Source organism: Sporosarcina sp. FA9 (assembly GCF_051550205.1).
GTDB lineage: Bacteria > Bacillota > Bacilli > Bacillales_A > Planococcaceae > Sporosarcina.
Genome location: NZ_CP188819.1, coordinates 2,415,874 through 2,440,816 on the forward strand (window position 1 = coordinate 2,415,874; position 24,943 = coordinate 2,440,816).

General features: G+C 37.0%; 22 protein-coding genes, 1 pseudogene and 1 other annotated feature. Of the genes and pseudogenes, 6 read left to right on the plus strand and 17 right to left on the minus strand.

Annotated features, from left to right (window positions below; translation table 11 throughout):
- Positions 1 to 47: 47 nt before the first annotated feature.
- From ACP8HH_RS12030 to dat, 4 genes are read right to left on the minus strand one after another with little or no spacing between them, the layout of a single operon-like run.
- The gene (locus tag ACP8HH_RS12030) at positions 48 to 899 is read right to left on the minus strand and encodes a YtnP family quorum-quenching lactonase (RefSeq protein WP_438311599.1); all 852 of its coding nucleotides are present in this window, start codon (positions 897 to 899) and stop codon (positions 48 to 50) included.
- Positions 900 to 927: 28 nt separating this feature from the next.
- Positions 928 to 1,575, minus strand: a complete 648-nt coding sequence (gene trmB, locus ACP8HH_RS12035; protein ID WP_438311602.1) for a tRNA (guanosine(46)-N7)-methyltransferase TrmB — start codon at positions 1,573 to 1,575, stop codon at positions 928 to 930.
- A gap of 38 nt (positions 1,576 to 1,613) precedes the next feature.
- The gene (locus tag ACP8HH_RS12040; protein WP_438311604.1) at positions 1,614 to 2,561 is read right to left on the minus strand and encodes an NERD domain-containing protein; all 948 of its coding nucleotides are present in this window, start codon (positions 2,559 to 2,561) and stop codon (positions 1,614 to 1,616) included.
- Positions 2,562 to 2,606: 45 nt separating this feature from the next.
- Positions 2,607 to 3,458, minus strand: a complete 852-nt coding sequence (dat, locus tag ACP8HH_RS12045; protein ID WP_438311607.1) for a D-amino-acid transaminase — start codon at positions 3,456 to 3,458, stop codon at positions 2,607 to 2,609.
- 293 nt (positions 3,459 to 3,751) lie between these two features.
- On the opposite strand from dat, the gene ACP8HH_RS12050 reads away from it, so the two are divergent.
- The gene (locus ACP8HH_RS12050) at positions 3,752 to 3,979 is read left to right on the plus strand and encodes a DeoR family transcriptional regulator (RefSeq protein WP_438311609.1); all 228 of its coding nucleotides are present in this window, start codon (positions 3,752 to 3,754) and stop codon (positions 3,977 to 3,979) included.
- 25 nt (positions 3,980 to 4,004) lie between these two features.
- Here ACP8HH_RS12050 and ACP8HH_RS12055 read toward each other — a convergent pair whose 3' ends face one another.
- Both ACP8HH_RS12055 and ACP8HH_RS12060 read right to left on the minus strand, forming a co-directional pair.
- Entirely contained in the window at positions 4,005 to 4,724 is a 720-nt protein-coding gene (locus ACP8HH_RS12055) for a pseudouridine synthase (protein WP_438311611.1), read from the minus strand.
- Between the two features lie 10 nt (positions 4,725 to 4,734).
- Entirely contained in the window at positions 4,735 to 6,345 is a 1,611-nt protein-coding gene (locus ACP8HH_RS12060; protein WP_438311613.1) for a putative polysaccharide biosynthesis protein, read from the minus strand.
- Positions 6,346 to 6,462: 117 nt separating this feature from the next.
- On the opposite strand from ACP8HH_RS12060, the gene ACP8HH_RS12065 reads away from it, so the two are divergent.
- Positions 6,463 to 7,737, plus strand: a complete 1,275-nt coding sequence (locus ACP8HH_RS12065) for an NAD(P)/FAD-dependent oxidoreductase (RefSeq protein WP_438319154.1) — start codon at positions 6,463 to 6,465, stop codon at positions 7,735 to 7,737.
- Between the two features lie 253 nt (positions 7,738 to 7,990).
- Here the strand turns inward: ACP8HH_RS12065 and ACP8HH_RS12070 are convergent, their stop codons facing one another.
- Complete coding sequence (locus ACP8HH_RS12070; RefSeq protein ID WP_438311616.1) at positions 7,991 to 8,737, minus strand: hypothetical protein; 747 nt, start codon at positions 8,735 to 8,737, stop codon at positions 7,991 to 7,993.
- A 139-nt stretch (positions 8,738 to 8,876) separates the two neighbouring features.
- The gene (locus tag ACP8HH_RS12075; protein ID WP_438311618.1) at positions 8,877 to 9,290 is read right to left on the minus strand and encodes a hypothetical protein; all 414 of its coding nucleotides are present in this window, start codon (positions 9,288 to 9,290) and stop codon (positions 8,877 to 8,879) included.
- Between the two features lie 692 nt (positions 9,291 to 9,982).
- Between ACP8HH_RS12075 and istA the strand changes: the two genes are divergently transcribed.
- The 4 genes from istA (at position 9,983) to ACP8HH_RS12095 (ending at position 13,443) form a co-directional block, all read left to right on the plus strand.
- Positions 9,983 to 11,530, plus strand: coding sequence for an IS21 family transposase (gene istA, locus ACP8HH_RS12080; RefSeq protein ID WP_438311620.1), 1,548 nt, complete (start codon positions 9,983 to 9,985; stop codon positions 11,528 to 11,530).
- Complete coding sequence (gene istB / locus ACP8HH_RS12085) at positions 11,527 to 12,300, plus strand: IS21-like element helper ATPase IstB (RefSeq protein WP_438311382.1); 774 nt, start codon at positions 11,527 to 11,529, stop codon at positions 12,298 to 12,300. The genes istA and istB overlap by 4 nt, the downstream gene beginning before the upstream one ends.
- 216 nt (positions 12,301 to 12,516) lie before the next feature.
- Complete coding sequence (locus ACP8HH_RS12090) at positions 12,517 to 12,753, plus strand: hypothetical protein (RefSeq protein WP_438311622.1); 237 nt, start codon at positions 12,517 to 12,519, stop codon at positions 12,751 to 12,753.
- Positions 12,754 to 12,906: 153 nt separating this feature from the next.
- Positions 12,907 to 13,443 (plus strand): DUF5412 family protein, encoded by a 537-nt coding sequence (locus ACP8HH_RS12095; protein ID WP_438311624.1) that lies wholly within the window; start codon positions 12,907 to 12,909, stop codon positions 13,441 to 13,443.
- Positions 13,444 to 13,576: 133 nt separating this feature from the next.
- Here the strand turns inward: ACP8HH_RS12095 and leuS are convergent, their stop codons facing one another.
- From leuS to ACP8HH_RS12140, 9 genes and pseudogenes are all read right to left on the minus strand, one after another.
- On the minus strand, positions 13,577 to 15,997 hold the full coding sequence (leuS, locus tag ACP8HH_RS12100) for a leucine--tRNA ligase (protein ID WP_438311626.1): 2,421 nt from the start codon (positions 15,995 to 15,997) through the stop codon (positions 13,577 to 13,579).
- A gap of 84 nt (positions 15,998 to 16,081) precedes the next feature.
- Positions 16,082 to 16,299 (minus strand) — a binding site (T-box leader).
- A gap of 42 nt (positions 16,300 to 16,341) precedes the next feature.
- Positions 16,342 to 17,001, minus strand: coding sequence for a 3-oxoacid CoA-transferase subunit B (locus ACP8HH_RS12105; protein WP_438311628.1), 660 nt, complete (start codon positions 16,999 to 17,001; stop codon positions 16,342 to 16,344).
- 23 nt (positions 17,002 to 17,024) lie between these two features.
- Positions 17,025 to 17,711, minus strand: coding sequence for a CoA transferase subunit A (locus ACP8HH_RS12110; protein ID WP_438311630.1), 687 nt, complete (start codon positions 17,709 to 17,711; stop codon positions 17,025 to 17,027).
- A 64-nt stretch (positions 17,712 to 17,775) separates the two neighbouring features.
- The gene (locus ACP8HH_RS12115) at positions 17,776 to 19,101 is read right to left on the minus strand and encodes a sigma-54 interaction domain-containing protein (RefSeq protein WP_438311632.1); all 1,326 of its coding nucleotides are present in this window, start codon (positions 19,099 to 19,101) and stop codon (positions 17,776 to 17,778) included.
- A 146-nt stretch (positions 19,102 to 19,247) separates the two neighbouring features.
- Positions 19,248 to 20,996 (minus strand): methyl-accepting chemotaxis protein, encoded by a 1,749-nt coding sequence (locus ACP8HH_RS12120; protein WP_438311634.1) that lies wholly within the window; start codon positions 20,994 to 20,996, stop codon positions 19,248 to 19,250.
- A 199-nt stretch (positions 20,997 to 21,195) separates the two neighbouring features.
- Positions 21,196 to 21,963 (minus strand): 3-hydroxybutyrate dehydrogenase, encoded by a 768-nt coding sequence (locus ACP8HH_RS12125; RefSeq protein WP_438311636.1) that lies wholly within the window; start codon positions 21,961 to 21,963, stop codon positions 21,196 to 21,198.
- A gap of 106 nt (positions 21,964 to 22,069) precedes the next feature.
- Positions 22,070 to 22,401, minus strand: a pseudogene (locus tag ACP8HH_RS12130) (GntP family permease); the annotation flags it as partial.
- Between the two features lie 36 nt (positions 22,402 to 22,437).
- Positions 22,438 to 23,157 carry an ABC transporter ATP-binding protein gene (locus tag ACP8HH_RS12135; protein ID WP_438311638.1) on the minus strand — a complete coding sequence of 240 codons (720 nt, stop codon included), beginning with the start codon at positions 23,155 to 23,157 and terminating at the stop codon, positions 22,438 to 22,440.
- Positions 23,129 to 24,943, minus strand: coding sequence for a branched-chain amino acid ABC transporter ATP-binding protein/permease (locus ACP8HH_RS12140; protein ID WP_438311640.1), 1,815 nt, complete (start codon positions 24,941 to 24,943; stop codon positions 23,129 to 23,131). Before ACP8HH_RS12140 ends, ACP8HH_RS12135 begins: the two co-directional genes overlap by 29 nt.

A 24,943-nucleotide genomic window follows, 5' to 3' on the forward strand; every position in this document is an offset into this window, starting at 1 on the left:
CTTGCAACCTATCACTTTAAAGGTTGTGAGATGGCTTTTATTATTCATTAAATAATACCTGAGCGTTTGACACTATCTATAATTTCTTTGCCTGTAGAATCCCATTTCACAATTCTATAAACAGCATCATGGTAAAAACTAAACCAATACCCACCTGAAAGTGCTTCTTTCATGAGTCTCTCTTTTGCATAAATGGATGTCATTGGATAATCATCATAAGCCAGTACCCAAAGTGGGTTGCTGTGTGCATGAGTTGGCATAATATCTCCCATATGAAGAAGTGTTTCATTATTTTGGATTAGTTTAATAACGGAATGTCCATCACTATGTCCCCCAGTATGAATCATTTCGATGCCTGGAAGTACTTCATAACTGTCTTCAAAGGTGATTATTTGATCCTGAATGGGTTCCCAATTTTCTTTCCAATATGTATTTTTCGAACGAATATTTGGAGTACGCATTTCGTCCCATTCGACTTTAGATACATATATTTGTGCATTTGGAAAGACTGAAACAAGCTCGTCGCCTTGTTTCTCTGTAAGACCTGCCGCGTGATCGTTATGTAAATGCGTCATAAGAATAATGTTTATATCCTTTGTCGTTAATCCCATTTCTGCAAGACTTTCCTCGACTTTTGTTTCTTCAGTAACTCCAAGATTACGTTTCATTTTGGCATCTAGTTTACCTTTGCCAATACCTGAATCAATCAATATATTGTTTCCACCGTATCTGATTAAAATGGGGTCTGTCAGTAGCTCGATTAAGTTTTTTTCATTAACATCATATTTTCGTGACCAAAGAGCCTTTGGAACAACTCCAAACATTGTACCCCCGTCTAGAAAGTTTATACCTCCTCTTAACCAAGTCAGATCCATTTCATGAAATTTGAACTTATCCAAAATACATTCCACCCCTTTCTACTTCAACTTATTTACCTTCAAATTTTGCCTCTAGTCTATAAATGGGTTGTCCTTTTAAAGAAAACTTCTCTTCATATTCTGTCATTATATTATCTTCAATGTTCTCAGCGTGTAAATCCAGTGATACGTAGCCAAGCTTCATGCCATATTGTGACATAGAAACAAGAGAAAACTCGAAAAGCACTCGATTATCTGTTTTAAAGTGAATTTCACCGCGCGTCCTTAGCACGGACTCATATAATTTCAGAAAAGTTTCATGCGTCAATCTACGCTTTGCATGTCTTGTTTTTGGCCACGGATCAGAAAAGTTTAAATAAACTCGATCGATTTCATTCGATTGGAAAATATCCAACAGATCTGCACCGTTTGCACGGAATAATCTAAGATTTGCTGGTTTATTTGCAGCAATGGCTTTTTCAAGCGCAACAACAATTACATTATCAAAATGTTCAATTCCAATATAATTCACTTCAGGATTCGCAAGAGCCATCCCAATAATAAACTGACCCATTCCAGTTCCCACTTCTATGTGAATTGGGTTATTGTTTCCAAAAAGCGTACTCCATCCATCGTTCATCTTTTCAGGTTCCGCCACAAGGATATCTGAATGCTCTGCCATGAAATCTCGTGCCCATGGTTTATTTCGTAAACGCATTTATACACACTCTTTTCGATTCAATTTTACTTATTTTATCAAACTTCTTCTTCACTTTCAAAAAGCCGACTCATTGCCGTCGTTTGACCGAGATCGAGGACGGCCTCTGCTGCTTTAAATTGGTTTGATTTCATTGGAGTAGATGACTTCTGAAGCTTCGTAAACCATTTTTCATAAGTACGTCGATCCACGCATTGTGTATTAAATGATGTTTCAGGATAATCGATATACCCGTTTCTAGAGATTAGATACTTACGAATAGGAAAATCGATTCCTTTACTATTAAAAATACTTGAAACAACTTTCTCCATTCGATCTAAACCAATAAATGGATTTAGAATTTTAGTTTCGGTCTCACCAACTTTTTTTAACCAAAAGCGATCCCCACTACCGATAAATGCAGCAACATCCTCATCTTCTATAACTGAAATACACATACATTCCACTGGAGTAAAAATAAGTATCTCAAGATCTATAATTGCATTTTTCAATCGAATAATTGGATAATAAAATAATAAATAGTTATCTGGCAGATTCAGTGCAAAACTTCGTAAAAGTGAATCTCGCATATATTTAGAATCTACCCGTGACTTATCTATTAACGTTGAACTTGCCCATTTTATTTGAAAATGAAACAACTGATCTAAATACAGTTTACGAAGTTGTGCAACCGAAGTTGGATTGTAAATAATATTAGGTTCAAAACCAAAGTTCTCATCGTCTTCCTTTGTATCAATTGTTTCCTCTAACTCTTTCACGGAATTTTTTCGGCGAAACACTTTTAACATACCGGCAAACCTATTTTCTTCCTCCGGTTCAATTTCCTCCGGTCTTTTTTGCCAAGCAGAATGATCTAAACCACTTTCCCACTGAATTTTCATTCGATCCCATTGATATTTTTTCAATCTAATGAATTGAGTAGGATAGCGTGTTAAATCATTTTCATAACGGGAAATATAATCAAGAAGCTTGACCAGTTGAGCCATTATTATTCACTCCTATCACTCACTACAAACCTCGATTTACAATGGTTATTTCGTTCTATTAAATGGTATTTGAAGATTAAATGCTTCTGATAACTTCTTCGTCTGTAATCCCGGTAGCCCGTTTCCTATGCTTCGATCATCCAATTTTGTAATCGGCATTATTTCTGACGTTGTTGAAGTTAGGAACAATTCATCCATATCGAATGCCTCTTCCAACGTAAACTCTTTTTCAACACATGGAATCGCTAGCTCGTTACACAAACGAAGAACAACTTGGCGAGTAATACCATTTAACACTAAGTTTGTAGCGGGATGTGTATAAACGATACCCTCTTTTACTCCGAATATATTCGTAGAGGATCCCTCTGTAACAAAACCATCTCTATGTAAAAGTGCTTCAAAACAATTGGCCTCTTTTGCTTCTTGTTTGGCTAATACACTTCCAAGTAAGTTCAGGCTTTTTATATCACATAGAAGCCAACGAACATCTACAACAGACTTTACAGATACTCCTTTTTCTATAGCATCCAATGGTCTTTTAGTTTCAAGAGCATAAGCAGTTAGCATAGGCAATACTTCTTGAGATGGGAAATTATGCTGTCTTGGTGCAACACCTCGAGTCACTTGCATATAAACTTGACCATTTGAAATCTTATTTCTTATTAGTAATTCTTTAGCAACTTGTGACAGTTCTGATTCTGTAAATGGAATATCTATTTTAATCTTTTGTGCACTATTGAATAAACGGCTCAAATGCTCATGGGCAGTATATAATTCTCCATCGTATACTTTAATTACTTCATATACGCCATCACCAAAATAATACCCTCTATCATCAATTGAAACATTTACATCGTCTTTATTAATATATTCTCCGTTGATAAAGTGAACTGTCATTTTACTTCCTCTTTTCTTCCTATGGAATTAAACTTCTATTTAATTAAATTTTGTAACTATCCCTTATTTTCACACGTTGCACACACAAAATAAAGTATATTTCATTATTAATATAAAAATGTGCATAAACTACCTAAATACGGTATACTAAAGTTATCAGAATGTTTGATCTGATAACGACACTCTACGAAAGGAAGTGCAACGTCAGGAATAATTTCAACGTGCAAATGCCATTCAACACTCACATGCCCATAAATTCTTTGGAATATGATGATGAAGGAGTGATTCCACACTTGAAACCAGCTACTGATCGTATGCTCACCCGAATTAAAGCCATTTACATGTATATACTTGAAAATGGGAGTGTCACTACAGAAACTTTGACCGAAGAATTCGGTATCACTAACCGTACGATCCAAAGAGATTTAAATGTTTTGGAGTACAATGACTTAATAACAAGTCCAGTCCGTGGTAAGTGGACAACGACAACCAAAAAAGTAATAGTAACATCAAATGGCTGAATCGCCTTATGCGATTTCAGCTTTTTTATTTCTCAGATATATTAAAAAGTAAGGCTATCTCGACTTCAGTCAAGTCTCGATATTCGCCAAGTTCCAATTCTTCATCAAGTACAAGCGGCCCCATTGATAATCTCTTTAAATAGACAACTTTTTTTCCAACAGCCTCGAACATTCTTTTCACTTGATGGTATTTTCCTTCAGTAATCGTTAGTTCAATTTCAGAAAGCTCTGCTGATTTTAGAATTCGGAGCATGCCCGGTTTTGTTACATACCCATCATCCAACATCACACCTCTTTCAAATTCAAGAACATCCGCCTCAGTTACCACGCCTGAAACATGGGCGAAATAAACTTTCGGAACACCTTTCTTCGGTGACAACAAGTTATGGGCCAGTTTTCCATCATTGGTAAGAAGTAAAAACCCTTCAGTGTCTTTATCTAGCCTACCTACTGGAAACGGCTTAAAGTGTTGGTCTTCCTCTTCAAGAATATCCACAACAGTTTCATCCCTTGAATCTTCTGTTGCGGAAAGAATTCCTTGGGGCTTATTCATCATTAAATAAATAAATTCTTTGTAAATGACTTCTTCACCAAGAATTGTTACATGATCTTTGTCCGTATCCACTTGAAGGGCTGAGGATTTGACCGTTTCTTCATTCACTTTAACGGCACCTTTTTTAAGAAGTTTCCCAACTTCTTTTCGAGAACCAAAGCCCATATTTGATAACAATTTATCTAACCTCATTGGAAACCTCCTAAAAACCTAATTTTCTTGTAATTTTTGTTAACCGTTCTCCAAATAACTTTTGAGCCAAGCCAGTTTTTAATGATAAGTAACCGTAAATCACTACCCCGACAAATGCACAAATAAATATATATAATAATGCATGCATTTTACCATCTACAACTTTAATTGCAGTTAAACCTTTAAGGGTTGCCAGAACGCCAATAAACATAATTAAATTCAAAATACCAATCAGTATTATTCTTCTTATCACCATTTTCGATTTGTAATGAAGTGTTTTCGAAATTATGACCATATTAATAGCAATTGCAACTAAATAACCGATTGCTGTTGCCAAAATTGCACCATTCGTTTCAAAAAGTTTGATGAACGGAATATTTAAAGCTAACTTCAACATAAGACCTAATAACGATGTAAAAACAATCCACTTATGTCTATCAATTCCTTGTAGTATCGCGGCAGTTACTGTGTACAAGCCGAATAATATCGCAACAGGTGCATAGCTAAATAAAATACTTGAGCCTATTGCATCTTTTTCATACAAGAATGTATATAATTCATTTGATAAAACCATCAATCCTATTACCATAGGAATCGTCAAATAAATCATTATTTGATAGGTCTGATTCAGTGAACGTGTAATTCCCTCTTGGTCTTTTTTCGCATAATAGCTCGTAATTACAGGAATTAAAGCCATTGAAAATCCTGTTGCTACCATCACAGGTATCATTACAAACTTGTGTGTAAGAAGGTTTAACATACCCAAATAGTTATCCGATACTGTCGATAGTCCAATCGATTTCATCGCACTATTAAACGTAATCATATCAACAAATTGATAAAGAGGGTTTATTACTCCGACAAGTATGAACGGTAAAAGATACCCGGACAACTCCTTGTACATATCTTTAATGGATATATCAGCTGCAGGCAGGCTATTTGCAAGAAGATGATTAAATTCTGGTTTGTACTTTATCCAATACCTAAATAAAACGAAAAGACCTGCAACAGCTCCAATGAATGCAGCGAATACAGCGAGATTTATTGCCGTAACCGGAGAACCATTTAAAAATCGAACTACAATGTAAGCACCAGAAAGTACAAAGATGATCCGAACTATCTGTTCTATTAATTGAGAGACAGACGTTGGTTCAAATTTTTGATACCCTTGCAGAAAGCCTCTAGAAATACTCATCAAAGGGACTGCTAACAAAGCATAGCTAACAGATTTAATAACAGTAGCAATTTGATCCACAGTAAAAATTTGCTCATTACTGCTGATTACTAATTTAGCGATAGGTTCAGCTAAAAAATTTAGTGTTAGAAAAGAGATTATTCCAGTAAACACCATTAACATCATTCCGGATTTCATCAGTTTTCTTCCGGTTGCATAATCTCCTAAGGCATTGTATTTAGATACAAATTTAGAAATTGCAAGAGGTGCTCCTGATATAGCGATGGATAATGCGATATTATATGGAATGTACGCATATTGGTATAAAACCATACTTTCCTTACCAACTAATGCGTAGAGCGGGATTAGATATAAAAGACCAAGTGCTTTTGATAGAAAAAGACCAATCGTTAAAATAGCTGTACCTTTAATTAAATTTGACGACATTTTTATCCTTCCAATCTTCCTAAATCTACTTAATAGTTTACCCCCAGATGACACTTTTCACAATGTATAACAGCATATTGTGTATAATGGAGAAAAACTGAAAGTGTGGTTCCTAATATGTATGACGTCATCATCATCGGCGGGGGTCCATCTGGACTCATGGCTTCGATTGCTGCTGCAGAAAATGGTAAAAAAGTTCTCCTACTTGAAAAAGGTAAAAAACTTGGTACGAAACTTGCTATATCTGGTGGAGGTCGATGCAACGTTACAAATCGTTTACCTCAAGAGGAGATTGTAAAAAACATACCTGGAAACGGAAGATTTCTATATGGCCCTTTTTCCGTTTTTAATAATGAAGATATCATTGCTTTTTTTGAAAATCTTGGTGTCCCCTTAAAAGAGGAAGATCACGGAAGAATGTTCCCTGTTTCAAATAAAGCAAAAGATGTTGTGAATGCAATGCTCGCTGAAATGGAACGATTGCATATAGAAGTACGACTTGAAACACGTGTCAAAAGATTATTAATGAATGATGAAAAAGTTCTTGGTGTCCAATTAGATTCTGGGGATGAAATTCAGGCGAGTGCTCTTGTCGTAGCGGTAGGAGGAAAAGCCGTCCCACAAACCGGATCCACAGGTGATGGATATCCTTGGGCAAAGAGAGCTGGACACACAGTAACTGAACTGTATCCGACGGAAGTTCCTTTATTATCCAATGAGCCATTTATTCTATCAAAAGAACTGCAAGGCCTCGCACTGCGTGATGCCGCAGTTTCTGTACTCAATGCAAAAGGTAAAGTACTTGTTACTCATCATATGGATATGCTCTTTACCCATTTCGGACTTAGTGGGCCTGCAATATTACGTTGCAGCCAGTACGTCGTCAAAGAACAAATGAAAAATGGCAATTTACCGGTAGAAATGCGAATTGATTCTCTTAATGAAATGAAAGAGGAAGAAGCTTTTCAAATGCTTTTTAAAATGGTCAAAGAGGATCCAAAAAAAGCAGTAAAAAATGTGCTCAAAGGAATTGCTCCAGAAAGATGGTTACTCTTTCTCTTTAATAAAGCTGGAATCGATCCAAGTGACACAGGTGCTTCCATGCAAACGGAGAAAATACGAACACTTGCAAAATTATTGAAAGCATTCCCAATGACAGTAAATGGATCTCAGCCAATCGAAAAGGCATTTGTTACGGGTGGCGGTGTTTCTATTAAAGAAATCATCCCGAAAACGATGGCTTCTCGAAAGAAAGAAGGACTTTTCTTCTGTGGTGAGATATTAGACATCCACGGCTATACAGGTGGTTATAACATCACATCTGCTTTAGTGACTGGAAGAATTGCGGGTATGAGTGCTGACGAGTTCTCATCCGGCACTTCGGAAGTATAACTTTTAGTATATGGGTTCTTTATCAAATGAGGTGGGTTAAGATTTTCAGCCTTCTATAATCGATTTTTTCATTTCCTACAGGACTGTCCAAAAAGTCAGTGAACACTGATTTTCTGGACAGTCCTTTTTATATAGTTTCCAAGTATCACGTTGCTTTCCGTCCCAGTCGGTCGCGTTCTGCTAGCGAAGAATTTAAAGAATATCGACTTCTACAGCTTTCAATCGTTGCAATTGTTCAATATATTTACTGGTATCATTTCTTCAGATTTGATACTTCATAGTTAATAACTTCCTTTATTTTATCGTTTCCAATTGCTCCATTATGGAATATATTTGAATCGTTCCAATAAAGTTGCCTAAATGAAACGCCATTATTAAGTTCAATTTCCAAAAATATACGATTACCTTCTAACTTACCTGCATTGTTTAATGAATGTAGATTCTCTAATGTTAATTCATAAAATGCGGCTAGGAACTTATCCTTAGAAGACTGTGAGAATGTCTGCATTCTCTTTCCATCTTCGGTACTTTGAATATAGATATTCTTCACCAACTTATCGATTGGGTAAAGTTCTCCTGCTGTTTTCGCCTTTTTATTTGTGTTAGCTACATAGACAATGTCATTTGCAACAACAATTAAGGAAGTTGGATATCCATTAATTTCATAAATGATTGTTCCTTCTTTTAAATATGTCGCATCACCATTTTGCGCCTTGTGGTTACTACATGCACTTCCAGCCATCTCATATGTCACTTTACCAAGTTCTCTACCTTTTTCAATCGTTAAAGGATGATTTTCATTCGCTGACTCTGGAAAATGATGCTCGTATTTTACATCAGCAATCATCAGCATATCCACCCATTCAATTTCTGCATCTGGACAGCCTTTAAAAGAAGTGAATTGACTATCGGGGTTGCCTTTCAGGGAAGTGGAGTTACTACAAGAAGATAACAACAAAGCGAATAGCGAAATAAATATTATATTTTTTAAAGTTTTCACCATAACACCTCCTAGTTATTAGACTCTTATTTCAAATATAAGTTACATATATTATATAAGTATATAGAACCTTCAATCTATATCATTCAACAAAAGCGTGCGATTATTAAAAGCGATTAATAAAATAATGCTTACTCATTCAGCCTTTTTTAATAGATAATAAAGTCATAATAACCATAATTAAAGAAGCAATTATGATTATTACAGTTGAAACTAAAAAACTTTCAGTAAAAAAAGTAATACCATACCATTGAGTCAAAAACACGATTGCAAAAGGTATTGCCCAATCCACAATTGCATTTGTGATATTAACATACCCCGTAATAATGGCAGAAAGTAATGTTAATATCCAAAACACAGAATAAAACTTCATTACTTTATCGTTTTTACTAGTTGAACTAGTTTTCAAAATGAGCGTCCAAACGATTATATATATAAGTGTGACTATTAAATTCTTAATAGATGCAGGACTTCCCATTAAAAACTCTGGAAAATTCAATACTATGCCGAAAAACACAATAAGTATCGGTGAAAGAATTAGTGTTTTCTTCAATAACATACCTCCATTCAATTCATAAAAACCTAATTTACTTATAAAGTATTTTTCAGTAAAATGGCCCATTTCAGGAACAGTTCATTTTTCACAACTGCACCCGAAAGATGAATTTAAATTATCTGACTTACGGTATAAGGGTTGCAGCAGTTGAAAAATACAACCTTCTAATCTAATTTTTTATTTAAGTTCGATTTTATTTCCTCAAATAATTTATACTGCTTATCTTGCTTCTCTAAAATCTTATCTGTTAATTTTTCTAATGTTTTTGTAATAGACCATATAAACATCCATAAAAACAGAATAACTAATAAGACTTCTATAATAATCTAACGGGTTCGGTATATGGGGAGAAAACGTTAAAAAACATAGCATTTGGGGGCACACTTCGTATACGGATTAGCGTCCCCATTTTTGTTGTTATATCAATGTTTAAGGCGTCCATTAGAAGGAACCCGCACTACGATTAGTTAGTGAATTAACAACATCGCATAAATTTATGTGCCTTGGCTAGTTACCTTGTTAATTGGTGGCTGGAATGTATACTGTGAAGGTTTTTCTGAATTAAATGAAAGCTTTTGTAAACGTTAAACTAGAGTCAACAGTTTTCAACAAATAAGACACAACAGTTTTCCCTCATAATCTCACTTTCTATATACTGAAACTAGTCTATAGAAAGTGAGGGATAGGAAGTGGAAAAGTGGATGGTCTATTATGAAATACACAGATTGCGCTCTGAAGGATTTAAAAATAGCTCAATCGCAAAAAAGTTAAAAATCTCCAGAAATCGAGTCATTGAGTACGGAAGAATGTCACCAGATGAATTCCAAAAGTTTATACTGTCTTTACAACAGAGAGGTAAAAAGTTGGATCCCTATAAAGACCAGATACTCGAATGGTTAAAGGAACATCCGGACCTTTCTGGAGCACAGGTGCTTGATTGGTTGCAGGAGAAGCTTGATGTGGACTCTGTTTCTGAAGGAACAGTTAGGAATTTCGTTAATGGGCTTAGAGAACGTCATTGTATTCCTAAAATGAGTACCGAGAGAAATTACGCAGTAGTTCCTGAGTTGCCTATGGGCAAACAAATCCAAGTGGATTTTGGAGAGACAAGACAACTGACAACGGAGGGCCAATATAAACGACTGTACTTTATTGCATTCGTACTAGCACGCTCTCGATATAAGTATGTAGAGTGGCTAGATCGTCCTTTCAGGACAAGTGATTTAATACGAATGCATGAGAATGCCTTTAACTATTACGGTGGAATAACAGATGAAATTGCTTATGATCAGGATCGTTTACTGGCAGTCAGCGAGAATGCGGGTGATTTAATTTTAACCGCAGACTTTACAAATTATTATCAAAAGAGGAAATTTAAAATTTATCTATGTCGAAAAGCCGATCCAGAATCTAAAGGGAAAATTGAACAAGTCGTCAAGTATGTAAAATATAACTTCGCTAAGAATCGAACCTTTGACAATCTACTAGATTGGCAAGAGTCTAGTATGAAATGGCTTAAGCGAACTGGGAATTACAAAGTACATCACAACACAAAAAAGAGACCTACTGAAGTGTACACTCTGGAAAAGGAACACCTCAGACAGGTCTCAGGGACTTACATTTTTGAAGATATCTATGTTTCCAGTATAACAAGGCAAATCCACAAAGACAACGTCATACGATTTGAAGGTAATCGATATAGCGTACCTGTCGGTACGTACCGTAAAGACGCACCGAATATCGCATATGTAGAAAAGAACCACGAATATATTTGTATACGTCTTCAGCAAAATGGTCACGTGCTGGCAAAACATCAAATAGCTAATGGCAAAGGAAATATCATCTCCGACCCTTCCCATAGGAAGCGAAACCAAACTAAAAGAGATAAGCTTATTCAACAAGTCGAAGACCTATTACAAGATCCACACGCTGCAAAATGGCTTGTAGAACAGCTAGCTGTGCGCTATCCACGTCATTTGATTGACCAATTGAAAATCGTGCAATTAGTTGGTCAACAGTATCCCGAATTTCTAGATATCGCTGTTCAGGAACTGAAACGCTTGAAACTCACTAGCGCAAACGATCTGAGGGACATCGCTTTTTCGTTGGCACTACACAGTAAAAAGAATAATAGCAAGGCAACTAGCATAGTCAATGAAAAATATAAAAATCTGATTGCGCCTGAACGAAAAGAAGATATATATCTTCAGGTTCTTCGAGGAGGTGATTCTAAATGAAACATCCTTATGAACCTTTGCAAGATAAATGTAGAACTCTGCGGCTCGCAGAGTCCGCTAAAGAATTGCCTAATCTTTTACGAGAGGCAGAAGCTAAGGGCTGGACTTACCACGAGTTTATACATGAGTTTCTAAGCTATGAAGTGAATTATCGTGAAACAAAAAACACTGATAAACTAATGAAGTGGGCAGAATTCCCCGAGCTACTTAAACTTGAAGATTTCCGTTTAGAAGAGCAAACAGCAATTGGTGTGAAACAACTAAATGTATTAAAAGAATTAACGTGGGTAGAGGAATATTTCACGCTTATCATGATGGGGCCGACAGGCGTCGGCAAGACCCATCTCTCGACAGCACTTGGTGTTCATGCGATTGAGCAAGGATATCAAGTATCCTTTATCTCGATGGATCGTCTGATTTACGTTTTAAAGACAAGAGAATACGTGGCTAAATCGAAAGCAAGATATAAGAGGATTGTAAAATCCGATTTAATCATCATTGATGATGTCATGTATATGGCTTACGAGCCGCAGGAAGCACACCTATTCTTTCAGTTCATTTACGAACTTTATGATCAAGCAGCTTTCATTTTAACGTCAAATAAAGGTCCGGGTGAATGGGGAAAATTTTTGGGCGATCCAACATTGACAACTGCAATTTTAGATCGACTTCTTCACCGAAGTGAAATTTTAACCTTTAGTGAAGATCAAAATAGCATTCGTATGAAATACAGAAAAGCGCTCTTCACGGAGCAAAGTGTTGGGTCTTAATTGACGAAAACTGTTGAGTGTTATTTATCAAAAACTGTTCGATTTTACTTGACGGTTACAGCTTTAAAGGGTACAAAGGATTTTGTGCTAAAATAGATTATAAGTAAACGATTTATTCAACAAACGGAGCCATTTGAGAGAATTAAATGATGGAGGAGAAAAAAATGGGTGTTAAAAGAATATTTCGGAGTACTAATTTTAACGAGTGTTATTGTAATGTCTGTGGTATTTTTGTACACGCAACAACAGCCATATAGTACAGAGCTAGTTATGGAATCATTATGGGTTAAATATGAAGTACAAAGCTTTGCAATCGGAGATACTGATCCAGTTATATCGATAGATGTATATGATAAAAATGATATACCTGAAGTTAAAAAGTATTTGAAATCCAAATTGTCTAAAGATGATTTAGAGCACTATGAAATCAAGATATTTTCTCTGTGGTCGTGAATTTTTTGGTAAGACTATAATAAATCATTTACCACAATCGGGAGAGTTTAATGAATAAGGGCTGGGCTACAATCTTGCCACTTTACGTATAGAGGAATATTGTAAGAATAATTATTATTTGACATTATAAAGAGGGGGATTATTATTTTAATTTTGTTTGGTCTCTTAATTTCTTTTGTTACGGTAATTATATTTTTGATATTATCGGTTAAGATAATAATCTCATTTCTTAAAAAGAAACTATTTCCTAAAAAATTATTGCTTGCAATGTTATTTGGATTTTTTTTGGTATCTTCAATCTATGTATATAAGGTGTATTTTTTTACATTTGATGATATTGATAAAAAATTCCTCCAAAACGGACCTGGTCCTATTTTATCGCCTACTGAGGAATATACGGCAAATGCTTATTACGAACCATATGGTGGTGCAGCAGGAGGAGTTAATGTATGGGTAGAAATAACAAAACATCATGAAAATGATAATAAGAAAATAATTTATTATAGTGATGCAAATAACAATATTCTTCTGAATTGGGCAGATGAAAAAACGTTGTTCATAACGAACGCTGGACCTTATAAACACAATAGTATGAAATTAGATGTGGAAACAGAGATTTATCATGATAGAGGATTAGCGTGTCGGAGTTGGTTAATGAAGGATGAATATGAAACTTGTTATCAAAAGTAGTCTTTTGTTGTTAAACTAACAGGTGCAGATTGTGGAGCAGGGTATAATTTCTACATGGTCATAAATTATTGAACCAAGTAAATAAAAAAATCCACGGGAAAGGTTTTTCAACCTCCTCCATGGATTTTTTTGGTTATCCGATTGCTACAATATTAACAAGTCTACCGGGTATTCCGATGACTTTTTTAATTTCTTTACCTTCGAGAAACTCTTTTACCTTTTCGTCTTCGATTGCTGTTTTTTCAAGCTCTTCTTTTGTAGCATCTTTAGCCACAACAATCTTCGTACGAACTTTACCGTTTATTTGAACAGCAATTTCAACTGTGTCATCAACAAGTTTTGTTTCGTCGTACGTTGGCCATTCTTCATACGTAATCGTATCATTATGACCTAGCAACTCCCACAATTCTTCAGCAAAATGTGGTGTAATTGGCGAAATCATTTTAACAAATCCTTCGACGTATTCTTTTGGAATAGAATCGGCTTTATACCCTTCGTTAATAAACACCATCAGCTGGGAAATTGCTGTATTGTTGCGCATTGCCTCAAAGTCTTCAGTCACTTTTTTCACGGTTTGGTGATACACTTTTTCCATTGCTCCACCAGATTCTCCGCTTACTTTTGAACTCAACGTTCCGTCTTCTTCGTTCACAAACAAACGCCATGCACGATCTAGGAACCTACGTGCGCCGTCAAGACCGTTTGTAGACCATGCTTTGGAAGCATCTAAAGGACCCATGAACATTTCATAAATACGTAAAGTATCTGCACCATGTGAATGAACAATATCGTCAGGATTTATAACATTACCTAACGACTTCGACATTTTCACATTGCCTTCTCCTAAAATCATTCCCTGGTTAAACAACTTTTGGAACGGTTCTTTTGTATGGACAACTCCAATGTCATATAAAACTTTATGCCAAAATCTTGCGTATAATAAATGAAGTACCGCATGTTCTGCACCACCAACATAAATGTCTACCGGCAACCAGCGTTTTGCAAGTTCTGGATCAATAATCATGTCTTCATTATCTGGATCAATGTACCGTAAATAATACCAGCAACTTCCAGCCCATTGTGGCATCGTATTTGTTTCACGACGACCTTTCATTCCCGTTTTAGGATCTGTTACATTTACCCATTCTGTAATATTCGCAAGTGGAGATTCACCCGTTCCGCTTGGTTTAATATTATCTGTAATTGGTAATTCCAGTGGTAAGTCTGCTTCATCAACAGTTGTCATCGTGCCATCTTCCCAGTGAATAATAGGAATCGGCTCTCCCCAATACCGTTGTCTTGAAAACAGCCAATCACGAAGTCTGAACGTGATTTTCTTTTCACCTTTTCCGTTTTCTACAAACCATGCAATTGATTTTTCGATTGCTTCGTCTTTGCCAAGACCGTCAAGGAAACCAGAATTAATATGTTTTCCGTCTCCAACATAAGGCTCTTTCGAAATATCTCCACCAGCTACGACTTCAATAATTGGAAGATTGAATTCTTTTGCGAACTCATAATCACGTTCATCATGTGCTGGAACCGCCATAATTGCACCTGTTCCATAGGTTGCAAGGACATAATCTGCAATCCAAATCGGCATTTTCTCTCCGCTTGCCGGATTGATTGCGTAAGCTCCCGTGAATGCGCCCGTTTTCTCTTTCGCAAGATCCGTTCGCTCAAGGTCGCTCTTCGTATTCACTTCATTCACATACTTTTCAACGCCATCCTTTTGCTCCGCAGTCGTAATTTGTTTGACCAACTTATGCTCCGGTGCAAGGACTGCATACGTCGCACCAAAAATCGTATCTGGGCGTGTCGTAAATCCTTCAAACGATAAATCAGAACCCTCTATATCAAATTTAAGCTGAGCACCTTCTGAGCGCCCAATCCAGTTTCTTTGCATATCTTTCAAACTTTCAGGCCAATCGAGATCCTCTAAATCTTCCAGTAAACGATCTGCATAATTCGTAATGCGAAGAACCCACTGGCGCATTAGACGGCGTTCTACAGGGTGTCCACCACGCTCTGACTTACCATCGATTACTTCTTCATTCGCTAATACCGTTCCAAGTGCTGGGCACCAGTTAACCGGCATTTCATCGACATAAGCTAAGCCTTTATTAAACAACTGAATAAAAATCCATTGTGTCCATTTATAATACGAAGGATCCGTAGTATTGATTTCACGATCCCAGTCATACGAAAATCCAAGATCATTCATTTGACGTTTGAATGTTGCAATATTTTTAGCCGTGAATTCTGCTGGGTCATTTCCAGTATCAATTGCATACTGCTCTGCGGGTAAACCAAAAGCATCCCATCCCATTGGGTGAAGAACGTTATATCCCTGTTTTCGTTTAAATGAACTTAAAATATCTGTTCCGATATATCCAAGGGGATGTCCAACATGCAATCCAGCTCCTGAAGGGTATGGAAACATATCAAGCGCATAAAATGCAGGTTTTGATGGATCATTAACTGTTTTAAACGTTTTGTTTTCTTTCCAAAACTCTCTCCATTTTTTTTCGATTTTTAAATGATTGTAACTCATTGCTATTCCTCCTCTATGTATGAAAAAAGTAACACAATGTAAAAATTTTTACTTCAGAATCAAAAAAATCCCGTCCCCTAATAAATAAGGGACGAGAATGTCTAGATTTCCCCGCGGTACCACCCAAATTGACAGTAACCTGCCCAACTTGACTCCTTAACGCGGAAAACGGTACAGATTACTAAGTAGTTCATCTGTACAGGCTCTAAGACGAGTTCATCGAATTACACTACCGACTTTCACCATCCGTCGGCTCTCTACAAGTGAAATTTAAGATTACTAATTCTTTTCAATGCCGAAGCTATTTTTTACAGTCTACCCGAAATACACTATTTTAACAACTATTACTTGACACCTTCAATAACATTTTCCACAATCAAATGTGCTTCAGTAGAGTCAATGACTTCTTGTATCGTAAATCCTTCAAAGACTTCTTTTAATTCAAGTCCTTCAGGTGTAACTTCAATCAGCGCACGTTCTGTAATAACTTTGTGCACAACATTTTTTCCTGTTAGAGGAAGTGAGCATTCTTTTTTAATCTTAGCGGAACCGTCTTTTGCAACATGGTCCATTATTACGATGATTTTTCGAGCACCATGAACTAGATCCATCGCGCCTCCCATACCTTTAATCATCTTTCCAGGAATCATCCAGTTGGCAAGGTCCCCTTTTTCTGAAACTTCCATAGCACCTAATATTGCTACATCGACATGTCCTCCACGAATCATCGCAAACGATTCGGCACTCGTAAAATAAGCGGAACCAGGTATAGACGTGACTGTTTCCTTTCCAGCATTGATAAGATCAGGATCTACCTCATCTTCTGTTGGATAAGGTCCAATCCCAAGAAGTCCATTTTCAGATTGAAGAACGACTGTTTTATCGTCTGAAATATAGTTTGCAACGAGAGTTGGCATTCCAATTCCAAGGTTTACATAATTACCGTCCTCAATTTCTTTTTCAGCTCGTCTCGCGATTCTTTCTCTATAATTCACTTTTGTCATCTTAAAGTTTCCCCTCCATTAAATTAACTTGTTGTTAAACGTTCGATTCGTTTTTCTTGTTTTGCCTGCAGAAGTCCTTGAACATAAATGCTTGGTGTATGGATCATCTGTGGATCCAAATCTCCTGTTTCAACGATTTCTTCTACTTCAGCAATTGTAATTTTACCCGCCGCAGCCATCATAGGATTGAAGTTCTGTGCTGTTTTATTGTAAATTAAATTTCCGAATTTATCCGCTTTTGATGCACGAATTAGAGAGAAGTCTGCACGAAGAGCTTCCTCAAGTACGTATTCTTTACCATCAAAGACTCGAATTTCTTTTCCTTCTGCAACAGTAGTACCAACACCAGCTGGCGTGTAAAATGCTGGAATTCCGGCACCACCAGCACGAATTTTCTCAGCAAGCGTCCCTTGTGGCGTAAGTTCAACTTCAATTTCTCCCGAAAGTACTTGACGTTCAAACTCTTTATTTTCACCCACATATGAACCAATCATTTTCTTTATTTGTTTATCTTTTAGTAAAAGGCCAAGTCCCCATTCATCAACACCACAATTATTTGAAATTACGGTTAAATCTTTCACACCTTTTTCAACGAGAGCCAAAATTAATTGTTCAGGAATCCCGACAAGTCCGAAACCCCCTACCATAATTGTTGCACCATCTTGGATATCTGCGATTGCATCTTTTGCAGTTGAATAAATTGGTTTCATTTAATTTCCTCCTAATAACTTTGTGAGATTGGCCTTTTAATTTGCTTCTGGAACGACCTGTAGTTTATAAGTCATATTTCTTTATCTTCTCATATAATGTACTTCTACTAAGCCCTAAAATGTTAGCTGCAGCGCGTTTATCTGGATGATGCAGTAATGTTTCATGAAGAATATTTCGCTCGACCTCCTCCAAAGATTCCGAAAGTGTTCTAGAACCAATGGTGTAAAACGTCCGCTCCATCTTTATCTGTTGTGGCAAGGCACTGGGCTCAATTACTTCACCATTAGTCAGATAGACAGCTGCCTGAACAACGTTTTGCAACTCCCGAACGTTTCCTGGCCAATGGTATGCTTGTAAATATTCCATGGTGTCCGTAGCGAATATAAGATTTCTTTTACCTGCCCTCATAAGCGATTTATGAAATAAATAGTTTGTAATTTCAATGAAATCATCCATCCTCTCACGTAAAGGTGGAAGTTGTAACGTAATTGCTTGAATTCGATAATATAAGTCCTCTCGAAACTTCCCAGACTCAATCAAACTTTTTAAAGGTTGATTTGAAGCCGCGATTACTCGAACATTCACTTTTTTTGATTGAACTGAACCGATTGATTCAATTAACCCCTCTTGCATCACTCGCAATAATTTTACTTGTACCGATAAAGGCATATTCCCAACATCATCCAAAAACAAAGTTCCATCATTTGCCAAATGTAATCTTCCTTCAGTTTCAGCACGACCAAATAATTCTGATTCTAATAACTCGGGTGGGATTGCAGCACAATTCAATTTAATAAACGGCTTATCAGATCGATCAGATAGCTGATGAATACTGTGGGCAAACAACTCTTTACCCGTACCGCTTTCACCTTGTATAAGTACTGGAAGATCACTAGGTGCAATCATTTGAATTGTTTCTTTTATTGAACGAATCACCTTCGAAGATCCAATAATATTTTCGAGAAGGTACGGAGAACCTTCATTTGTAGGTTTTCCAAAATTAATTTTTTCCATTTGAATTTTGACATTAGAACTCAGGTTATGCCAATCATTGAGGTCCCTAAATATAACACTACCGAATGCACCGACTACTTCACCGTCTACCCTCAAAGGTACTCTATTCGCCAACATATATGTACCTTTAATAAATTGTGCGGAAGCAATTTGCGCTTTACCTGTAGCAATCACCTCATGCATTCGGCTATTTTCGATGACCTCGTATACCGGTTTACCAAACGCCTCTTCACGACTAATCTCTAGAAATTTACAATAGTCTTCATTAATATACATAATTTTCAAGTCTTTATTCACGACAACAAACCATTGGAATGCATTTTCAAGTATTTGTGTTAGGACCGATTCCGGTAAATGTTCAGCTAAAGGTTTCATACCATCCCTCCACATTTTTTTACATTCAACGAAACGAATATAAAGAATTCTTCTACACCATCTTCTCAAATTCCAAATAACCATGCAAATGAAAGAGTTTAATAGTTTTGAAACCTTTCCTATAATGAGACTAAAAAATAGCTGAATTACTTTAACTGAAACTTCACCACTAGCTTGCTTAACTCATCAGCCATATCGGATAAAGAGGCAGATGCCGCAGCAACTTCTTGGATTGTCGCACTTTGCTCTCTTGACGCTTTAGCTACTGTCTCTGTCGATTCCGCGGATTTATTAACCATCTTAGCAGTTTTTACAGCAGCTTTAACCATTTGATCTGCACCCTCATACACATGGCGAACCGAAGATAACACTTGCTTAGCCTCTTTCACTATCTCTAAGGTAGATTGTTCGATTTGTTCAAACTCTTCTCCAGTAAAGTGAAGGGATTCAATGCCCTCTTGTACGGTCTGTTCACCTTCATCCATCATTTGAACCGATCTTTTTATATCTCCTTGTATATCAAGAACAAGTTGATTAATTTGTGCAGCTGATCGATTTGATTCTTCTGCTAATTTCCTTACTTCAGATGCTACGACTGCAAAACCTTTACCATGCTCTCCTGCTCGAGCAGCCTCTATTGCGGCATTTAAAGCAAGTAAATTGGTTTGTGCTGATATATCAGCAATTAGCTCAACAATATTCCCAATTTCATTCGATTTTTTCCCGAGTTGATGAATTGAAGAAGAGGCTTGACTAGTTTTTATTTGTATTTCCCCCATTTTCTTTGAAGAGTTACCTAACTCCTCTTTCCCTCGTTGAACTTTTTCAAATGATTGGTCTGCCGCCTTTCTCACTTGCTCCATATTGTTCTGAATATCATAAAGTCTTTTCGCCATATTTTGTACAGTTTCTTCGGTCTCCTTCGCCATAATTGATTGTATTTCGGAGCTATCCGAAATACTATGAATGGAATCAACAATTTGATCCGTCACCCTGTTCGTTTCCTCAGCACTTGCCGCAAGCTCTCCAGAGTATGCGGTCAAGGTGGAAGAAACATCTGTAATATTTTCGATAACATGGATGAGGTTGTTTTTCATGAGGTTCATACTGTCAGCTAATTGACCAATTTCATCATTTCTATTTAATCGTAAGTCTTCTACAGTCAAGTTATTCTCGCTAAGTTGATGCAATTGATTTTTTACCAGTACAACTGATTTGGAGATGTTATCTGCAAATACATAAACTACTATTAAGCCTACTATTAAAGAGGATGTTAGCGTAATTAGTACCGTCCATAATATTTCGTTTGAACTTTTATTAAAGTCTTCCATATATGAACCGGCCGTCACAACCCAATCCCAATTCACGTCTAATTTATTATACATTATTTTTTTACCAATTCGGTCAGGCTCATTCGGGAAATTCCACGAATACGTTGTAAACCCTCCACCATTTTGTGCTGCTTTAATTTGTTCCTGAACTAAGTATTGGCCGTCTTTATCCTGTACCTCCCACACATTTTGCCCTTCAAGAGTTGGGTGCGCAATCTCCTTTCCATCTTCATCGTAAACAACGAAATACCCATGTTTACCAAGATTTACATCTCGGTTAATCGGCCTCGTGCCATCCGGTTTCATTTCGCCAAGCAAATAAATCTTCACTTGTTCTTGAGCATCCTCTAAGCTCATTTTTCCCGCTTCAACTTCCTTATTTAATGCATCTATCGTTTGCATCGCCATTGTAACCGCATTTTGTATTGTGGCTTTACCTGCAGCATCTAATCCTTCATTTGCAGATTTATAACCCATCAAACCTACTACCAAGCTTGGAATGATTAAAATTAAGACAGAAACAAAAAGTAACTTTGACTTAATACTGCTAAACTTAAACCTCAACTGTTAACAACTCCTTCTAGGCCCAACATTGCATTTTAGACAATTCACATTTAAACGTTTATCTAAACAAAAAACTCTTGTCCCTTAATAATAGGGGCGAGAGCTCTATATTGTTCCTACAATGTCACGCAATTGTTAGGGACCTAACGATTGTGGCGTCGCAAGAAATGGTATAATAAGTTATTAAAATGTCGAGCAATTATTGGACCGTATAGCCTCCATCAATTACTACCGCCTGCCCAGTCATTCCTCTTGCAGCGTCGCTTGCTAAAAATAACGTTAAATCAACAACTTCCTTTACATCAAGGAGGCGTTTTTGTGGAACTAATGGGAAAATTACTTCTTCAAGCACCGACTCAAAGGGAACATTTTTAGTTTTCGCCAAATCATGGAACTGATTACGTACAAGTGCAGTATCTACGTAACCAGGACAAATTGCATTTACTGTAATTCCATCTGTTGCCGTTTCCAATGCTGCCACCTTTGTCAAGCCTATGACGCCGTGCTTCGCAGAGTTATAGGCAGCTTTACCTGCAAATCCGATCATGCCATTAATTGAAGCCATATTAAGGATGCGCCCAAATCCATTCTTCCTCATATGTGGTAGTACGAGCTTCGTTGCAATAAATGGCGCTGTAAGCATAACTTTTATTAATAACTCAAACTTTTCAGTGGGGTAGTCTTCAAGTAACTCTATATGTTGCATCCCTGCATTATTTATTAATATGTCAATTCGTCCAAACTGCTCAATTGTTTTTTCAATTGCTAGTTGCAAGTCTTGTTCCAACGTGACATCACACTTAATTCCGATAGCCCCATTTCCAATCGTTGAGGCTGCCCCCATAACTTTTTCTTCATTAATATCTGTAAGCGCTACTAGTGCTCCAACATTCGCAAACTCGCGTGCAATTTCAAAACCAATGCTCTGTGCTGCACCAGTAATGAAAAGAACCTTTCCCTTTACCATGACGACTGACTCCTCCTATATAATAGCAACCCCTAGCAAGTAGCTATTCAAACGTTAAATTTCAAATCCCCATGTAAACAAGATGATTGCAATAATGACTCCAAGCCTCGCCTATATTAAGCACTTTTGTAATAACTTTCTTCAGCCACCTAGTATCCGAACACCACCATGAAGACTGCAACAACTATACTTACTCCGCATCCTGCATACGGAGTGGTTCCTAGAAACGGGATTGGAATCCAGTTTTGGATCCTCGGTGAACCTGAAGATGTCATCGTAAAGGTAACAGACCCGAGTGCTAGTATTGCGGGTATAAAGAGACGCGGTAGATCAGCCTGCTTAAATAGCGATAATTGCCATCGGATACACTGAAAATCCAACGACGAACAAGCTTACTCCATCATAAGTTAAGATTGCATATGCGAGTACAATTGCAAAAAATCGAAATGCATAACAACGTATTTTGCACACCCGTTAGTTCGCCGAAACTGAACCTAAATACATTTTCACCAGACCATCATCCCTTAATAAATCTCGTGATTGTCCATGTAACTTCACTTCACCTACTTGTAAAACATATGCTCGGTCAGATATAGCTAAAGCAGCCATGGCTAATTGCTCGACAACCATAACCGTCTTGCCAGATTTCTTCAACTCTAACAAAGTGTCGAATATCTGTTTTACAAATATAGGCGATAAACCCATGGATGGCTCATCAAGAATAACAAAATCAGGATCAGACATAAGCGCTCTGGATACAGCTAGCATCTGTTGCTCTCCACCGCTTAATGTACCAGCTTGCTGCCCTCTTCTCTCCTTTAATCTTGGAAATCTTTCGTATTCTCTTTCTATAAGCTCTTGAATTTTTTGTTTCTCTTTTTTAATCGTAAATGCACCTAGAATTAGATTATCCTCTACCGACTGATCACCAAAGACCTGACGACCTTGAGGGACATGGGATATACCATACCCCAAAATTTTATGAGCAGGAGTACCTAAAATCTCATTACTCTTATATAGGATAGTACCCTCCTTCGCCTTCAGCAACCCCGTAATCGCTTTTAATAGTGTAGTTTTCCCAGCCCCATTGGGACCAATAACAGCAACAATTTCACCTTCATTTACTTCCATTGATACCCTGTTTAAAGCGGACGCTTGACCATAACTAACCGAAAGATCTTGTACCTGCAACAAGCTGTTTCACCTCTTCCCCGCCAAGATAGGCTTCAATTACCCTTGGATCGTTTTGAATCGTTTCAGGAGTTCCTTCACAAATTTTCTTACCGAAATCTAATACTGTAATATAATCACAAACATTCATAACTATGTCCATATGATGTTCAACCAAAATAATAGACAATCCTGCATTTTTCAGACGTCGGATCACATCCATGATTTTTTCAATTTCTTTTGGACTAGCCCCTGCTGCTGGTTCATCTAGAATAAGTAAATCAGGTTTCAAAGCTAACCCCCTAGCTATTTCAACTAATCGCTGTTCACCATATGGTAAATCAGACGCTTTTTCATGGGCTCTTTCTTCTAAGCCAACAATTCGTAATAGATCATAAGCTTTTTGTGCATAGTATCGCTCTTCATTAGATACCTGACCTAGATATATTAGGTTTTTCAGGAATCCTGTTTTGAAGTGACGATGAAAACCAACCATGACGTTTTGTAAAACGCTCATATCCTCAAATAACTGCAGATTTTGGAATGTTCTGGTGATTCCTTCTCGAGCTATACCATGAGGAGCATATTTTGTAATGTTCTTTCCTTTCCAAAGAAGGTTTCCGCCCGTCGGCATATAGACTCCACTTAGGACGTTTACTGTGGTACTTTTACCTGAACCGTTTGGGCCAATAATTCCGTGAACAGTTCCACCTAAAACCTCAATTTCAACATCGTCGATAGCTTTTAACCCACCAAAATGCATAGAAATATTTTTAAGCTCTAAAAGCTTACCATTAATCCCATCAGGTAAATCTATTTTGGCCTCCCGATCATCATGTAAGATTCCTAATTCCGTATTGACTTTTTCACTAGTAAACTTTTTAAAGTAAGAAAGTTTGGTGAACGCACCCACGATCCCATCAGGTAAAAGAATAAGTGCGATTAATAATATTCCACCAAAGATCATTAAATGATAATCTACATAGTTATGAAGGAATTGCGGTAATCCAATGATAACCACTGTACCTATAATAGGACCTATCTTTGTTCCCGATCCTCCGATAATAACCGCAATAAGGAACATAATAGAAAGATTCAATTCAAAAGTTGTACTACTTATAAATTGATTTTGAAAAGCAAACAGTCCTCCACCTACACCTGCTAAAAAAGCTGAAACAGAAAAGGCTAATATCTTCCAGTTTCGAACGTTAATCCCTAGCACCTCTGAAGCAACTTCACTATTTCCAAAAGCAGTAAAGGTCCTTCCAAAACGGCCTCTGAAGATATTCGTTGCACCTGCTGTAAATATTATAGCCAAAAGACCAATAAACCACATATATTGAATTGGCCCAAGCTCAAGACCGAATAAAGATGGTACCGAAGTTTTGGTTCCTGCAGGACCGCCCGTGACATTTACCCAGCGGTTGGCTATAATACTAACCAATTCTCCAAATGCAATTGTTACCATTGCTAGATAAGGACCTTTCGCTCGTAAGGACAAAAGAGCTACAATCGCTCCAAACACAGCAGCTATTAAGCCAGAGATCACAATACTTACGAAGAAATTCAATCCTAATGTCATGGTAAGTATTGCAGAAAAATATGCTCCTATCGCATAAAATCCTACATGCCCCAAGGAAAGCTGATTCGAGAGTCCCACAAGTAGATTTAACCCTAAGATGACAATGTAGGTAATTAAAAATGTCTGGGCTACATGAATGGTATGAGCATTGTTAAAAATCCAGGGAAATGCAAATAAGAGGACGAGCGGAATACCTATTTGATAAATCCACCATTTTGCTTTTATCAT

Coding starts and splice junctions, on each gene's coding strand:
- trmB (WP_438311602.1), bottom strand. CDS start 1,575: ATGCGTTTACGAAATAAACCATGGGCACGAGATTTCATGGCAGAGCAT.
- ACP8HH_RS12040 (WP_438311604.1), bottom strand. CDS start 2,561: ATGGCTCAACTGGTCAAGCTTCTTGATTATATTTCCCGTTATGAAAAT.
- dat (WP_438311607.1), bottom strand. CDS start 3,458: ATGACAGTTCACTTTATCAACGGAGAATATATTAATAAAGACGATGTA.
- ACP8HH_RS12055 (WP_438311611.1), bottom strand. CDS start 4,724: ATGAGGTTAGATAAATTGTTATCAAATATGGGCTTTGGTTCTCGAAAA.
- ACP8HH_RS12060 (WP_438311613.1), bottom strand. CDS start 6,345: ATGTCGTCAAATTTAATTAAAGGTACAGCTATTTTAACGATTGGTCTT.
- ACP8HH_RS12065 (WP_438319154.1), top strand. CDS start 6,463: ATGTATGACGTCATCATCATCGGCGGGGGTCCATCTGGACTCATGGCT.
- istB (WP_438311382.1), top strand. CDS start 11,527: ATGAAACATCCTTATGAACCTTTGCAAGATAAATGTAGAACTCTGCGG.
- ACP8HH_RS12090 (WP_438311622.1), top strand. CDS start 12,517: ATGTCTGTGGTATTTTTGTACACGCAACAACAGCCATATAGTACAGAG.
- leuS (WP_438311626.1), bottom strand. CDS start 15,997: ATGAGTTACAATCATTTAAAAATCGAAAAAAAATGGAGAGAGTTTTGG.
- ACP8HH_RS12105 (WP_438311628.1), bottom strand. CDS start 17,001: ATGACAAAAGTGAATTATAGAGAAAGAATCGCGAGACGAGCTGAAAAA.
- ACP8HH_RS12110 (WP_438311630.1), bottom strand. CDS start 17,711: ATGAAACCAATTTATTCAACTGCAAAAGATGCAATCGCAGATATCCAA.
- ACP8HH_RS12115 (WP_438311632.1), bottom strand. CDS start 19,101: ATGAAACCTTTAGCTGAACATTTACCGGAATCGGTCCTAACACAAATA.
- ACP8HH_RS12125 (WP_438311636.1), bottom strand. CDS start 21,963: ATGGTAAAGGGAAAGGTTCTTTTCATTACTGGTGCAGCACAGAGCATT.
- ACP8HH_RS12140 (WP_438311640.1), bottom strand. CDS start 24,943: ATGATAAAAGCAAAATGGTGGATTTATCAAATAGGTATTCCGCTCGTC.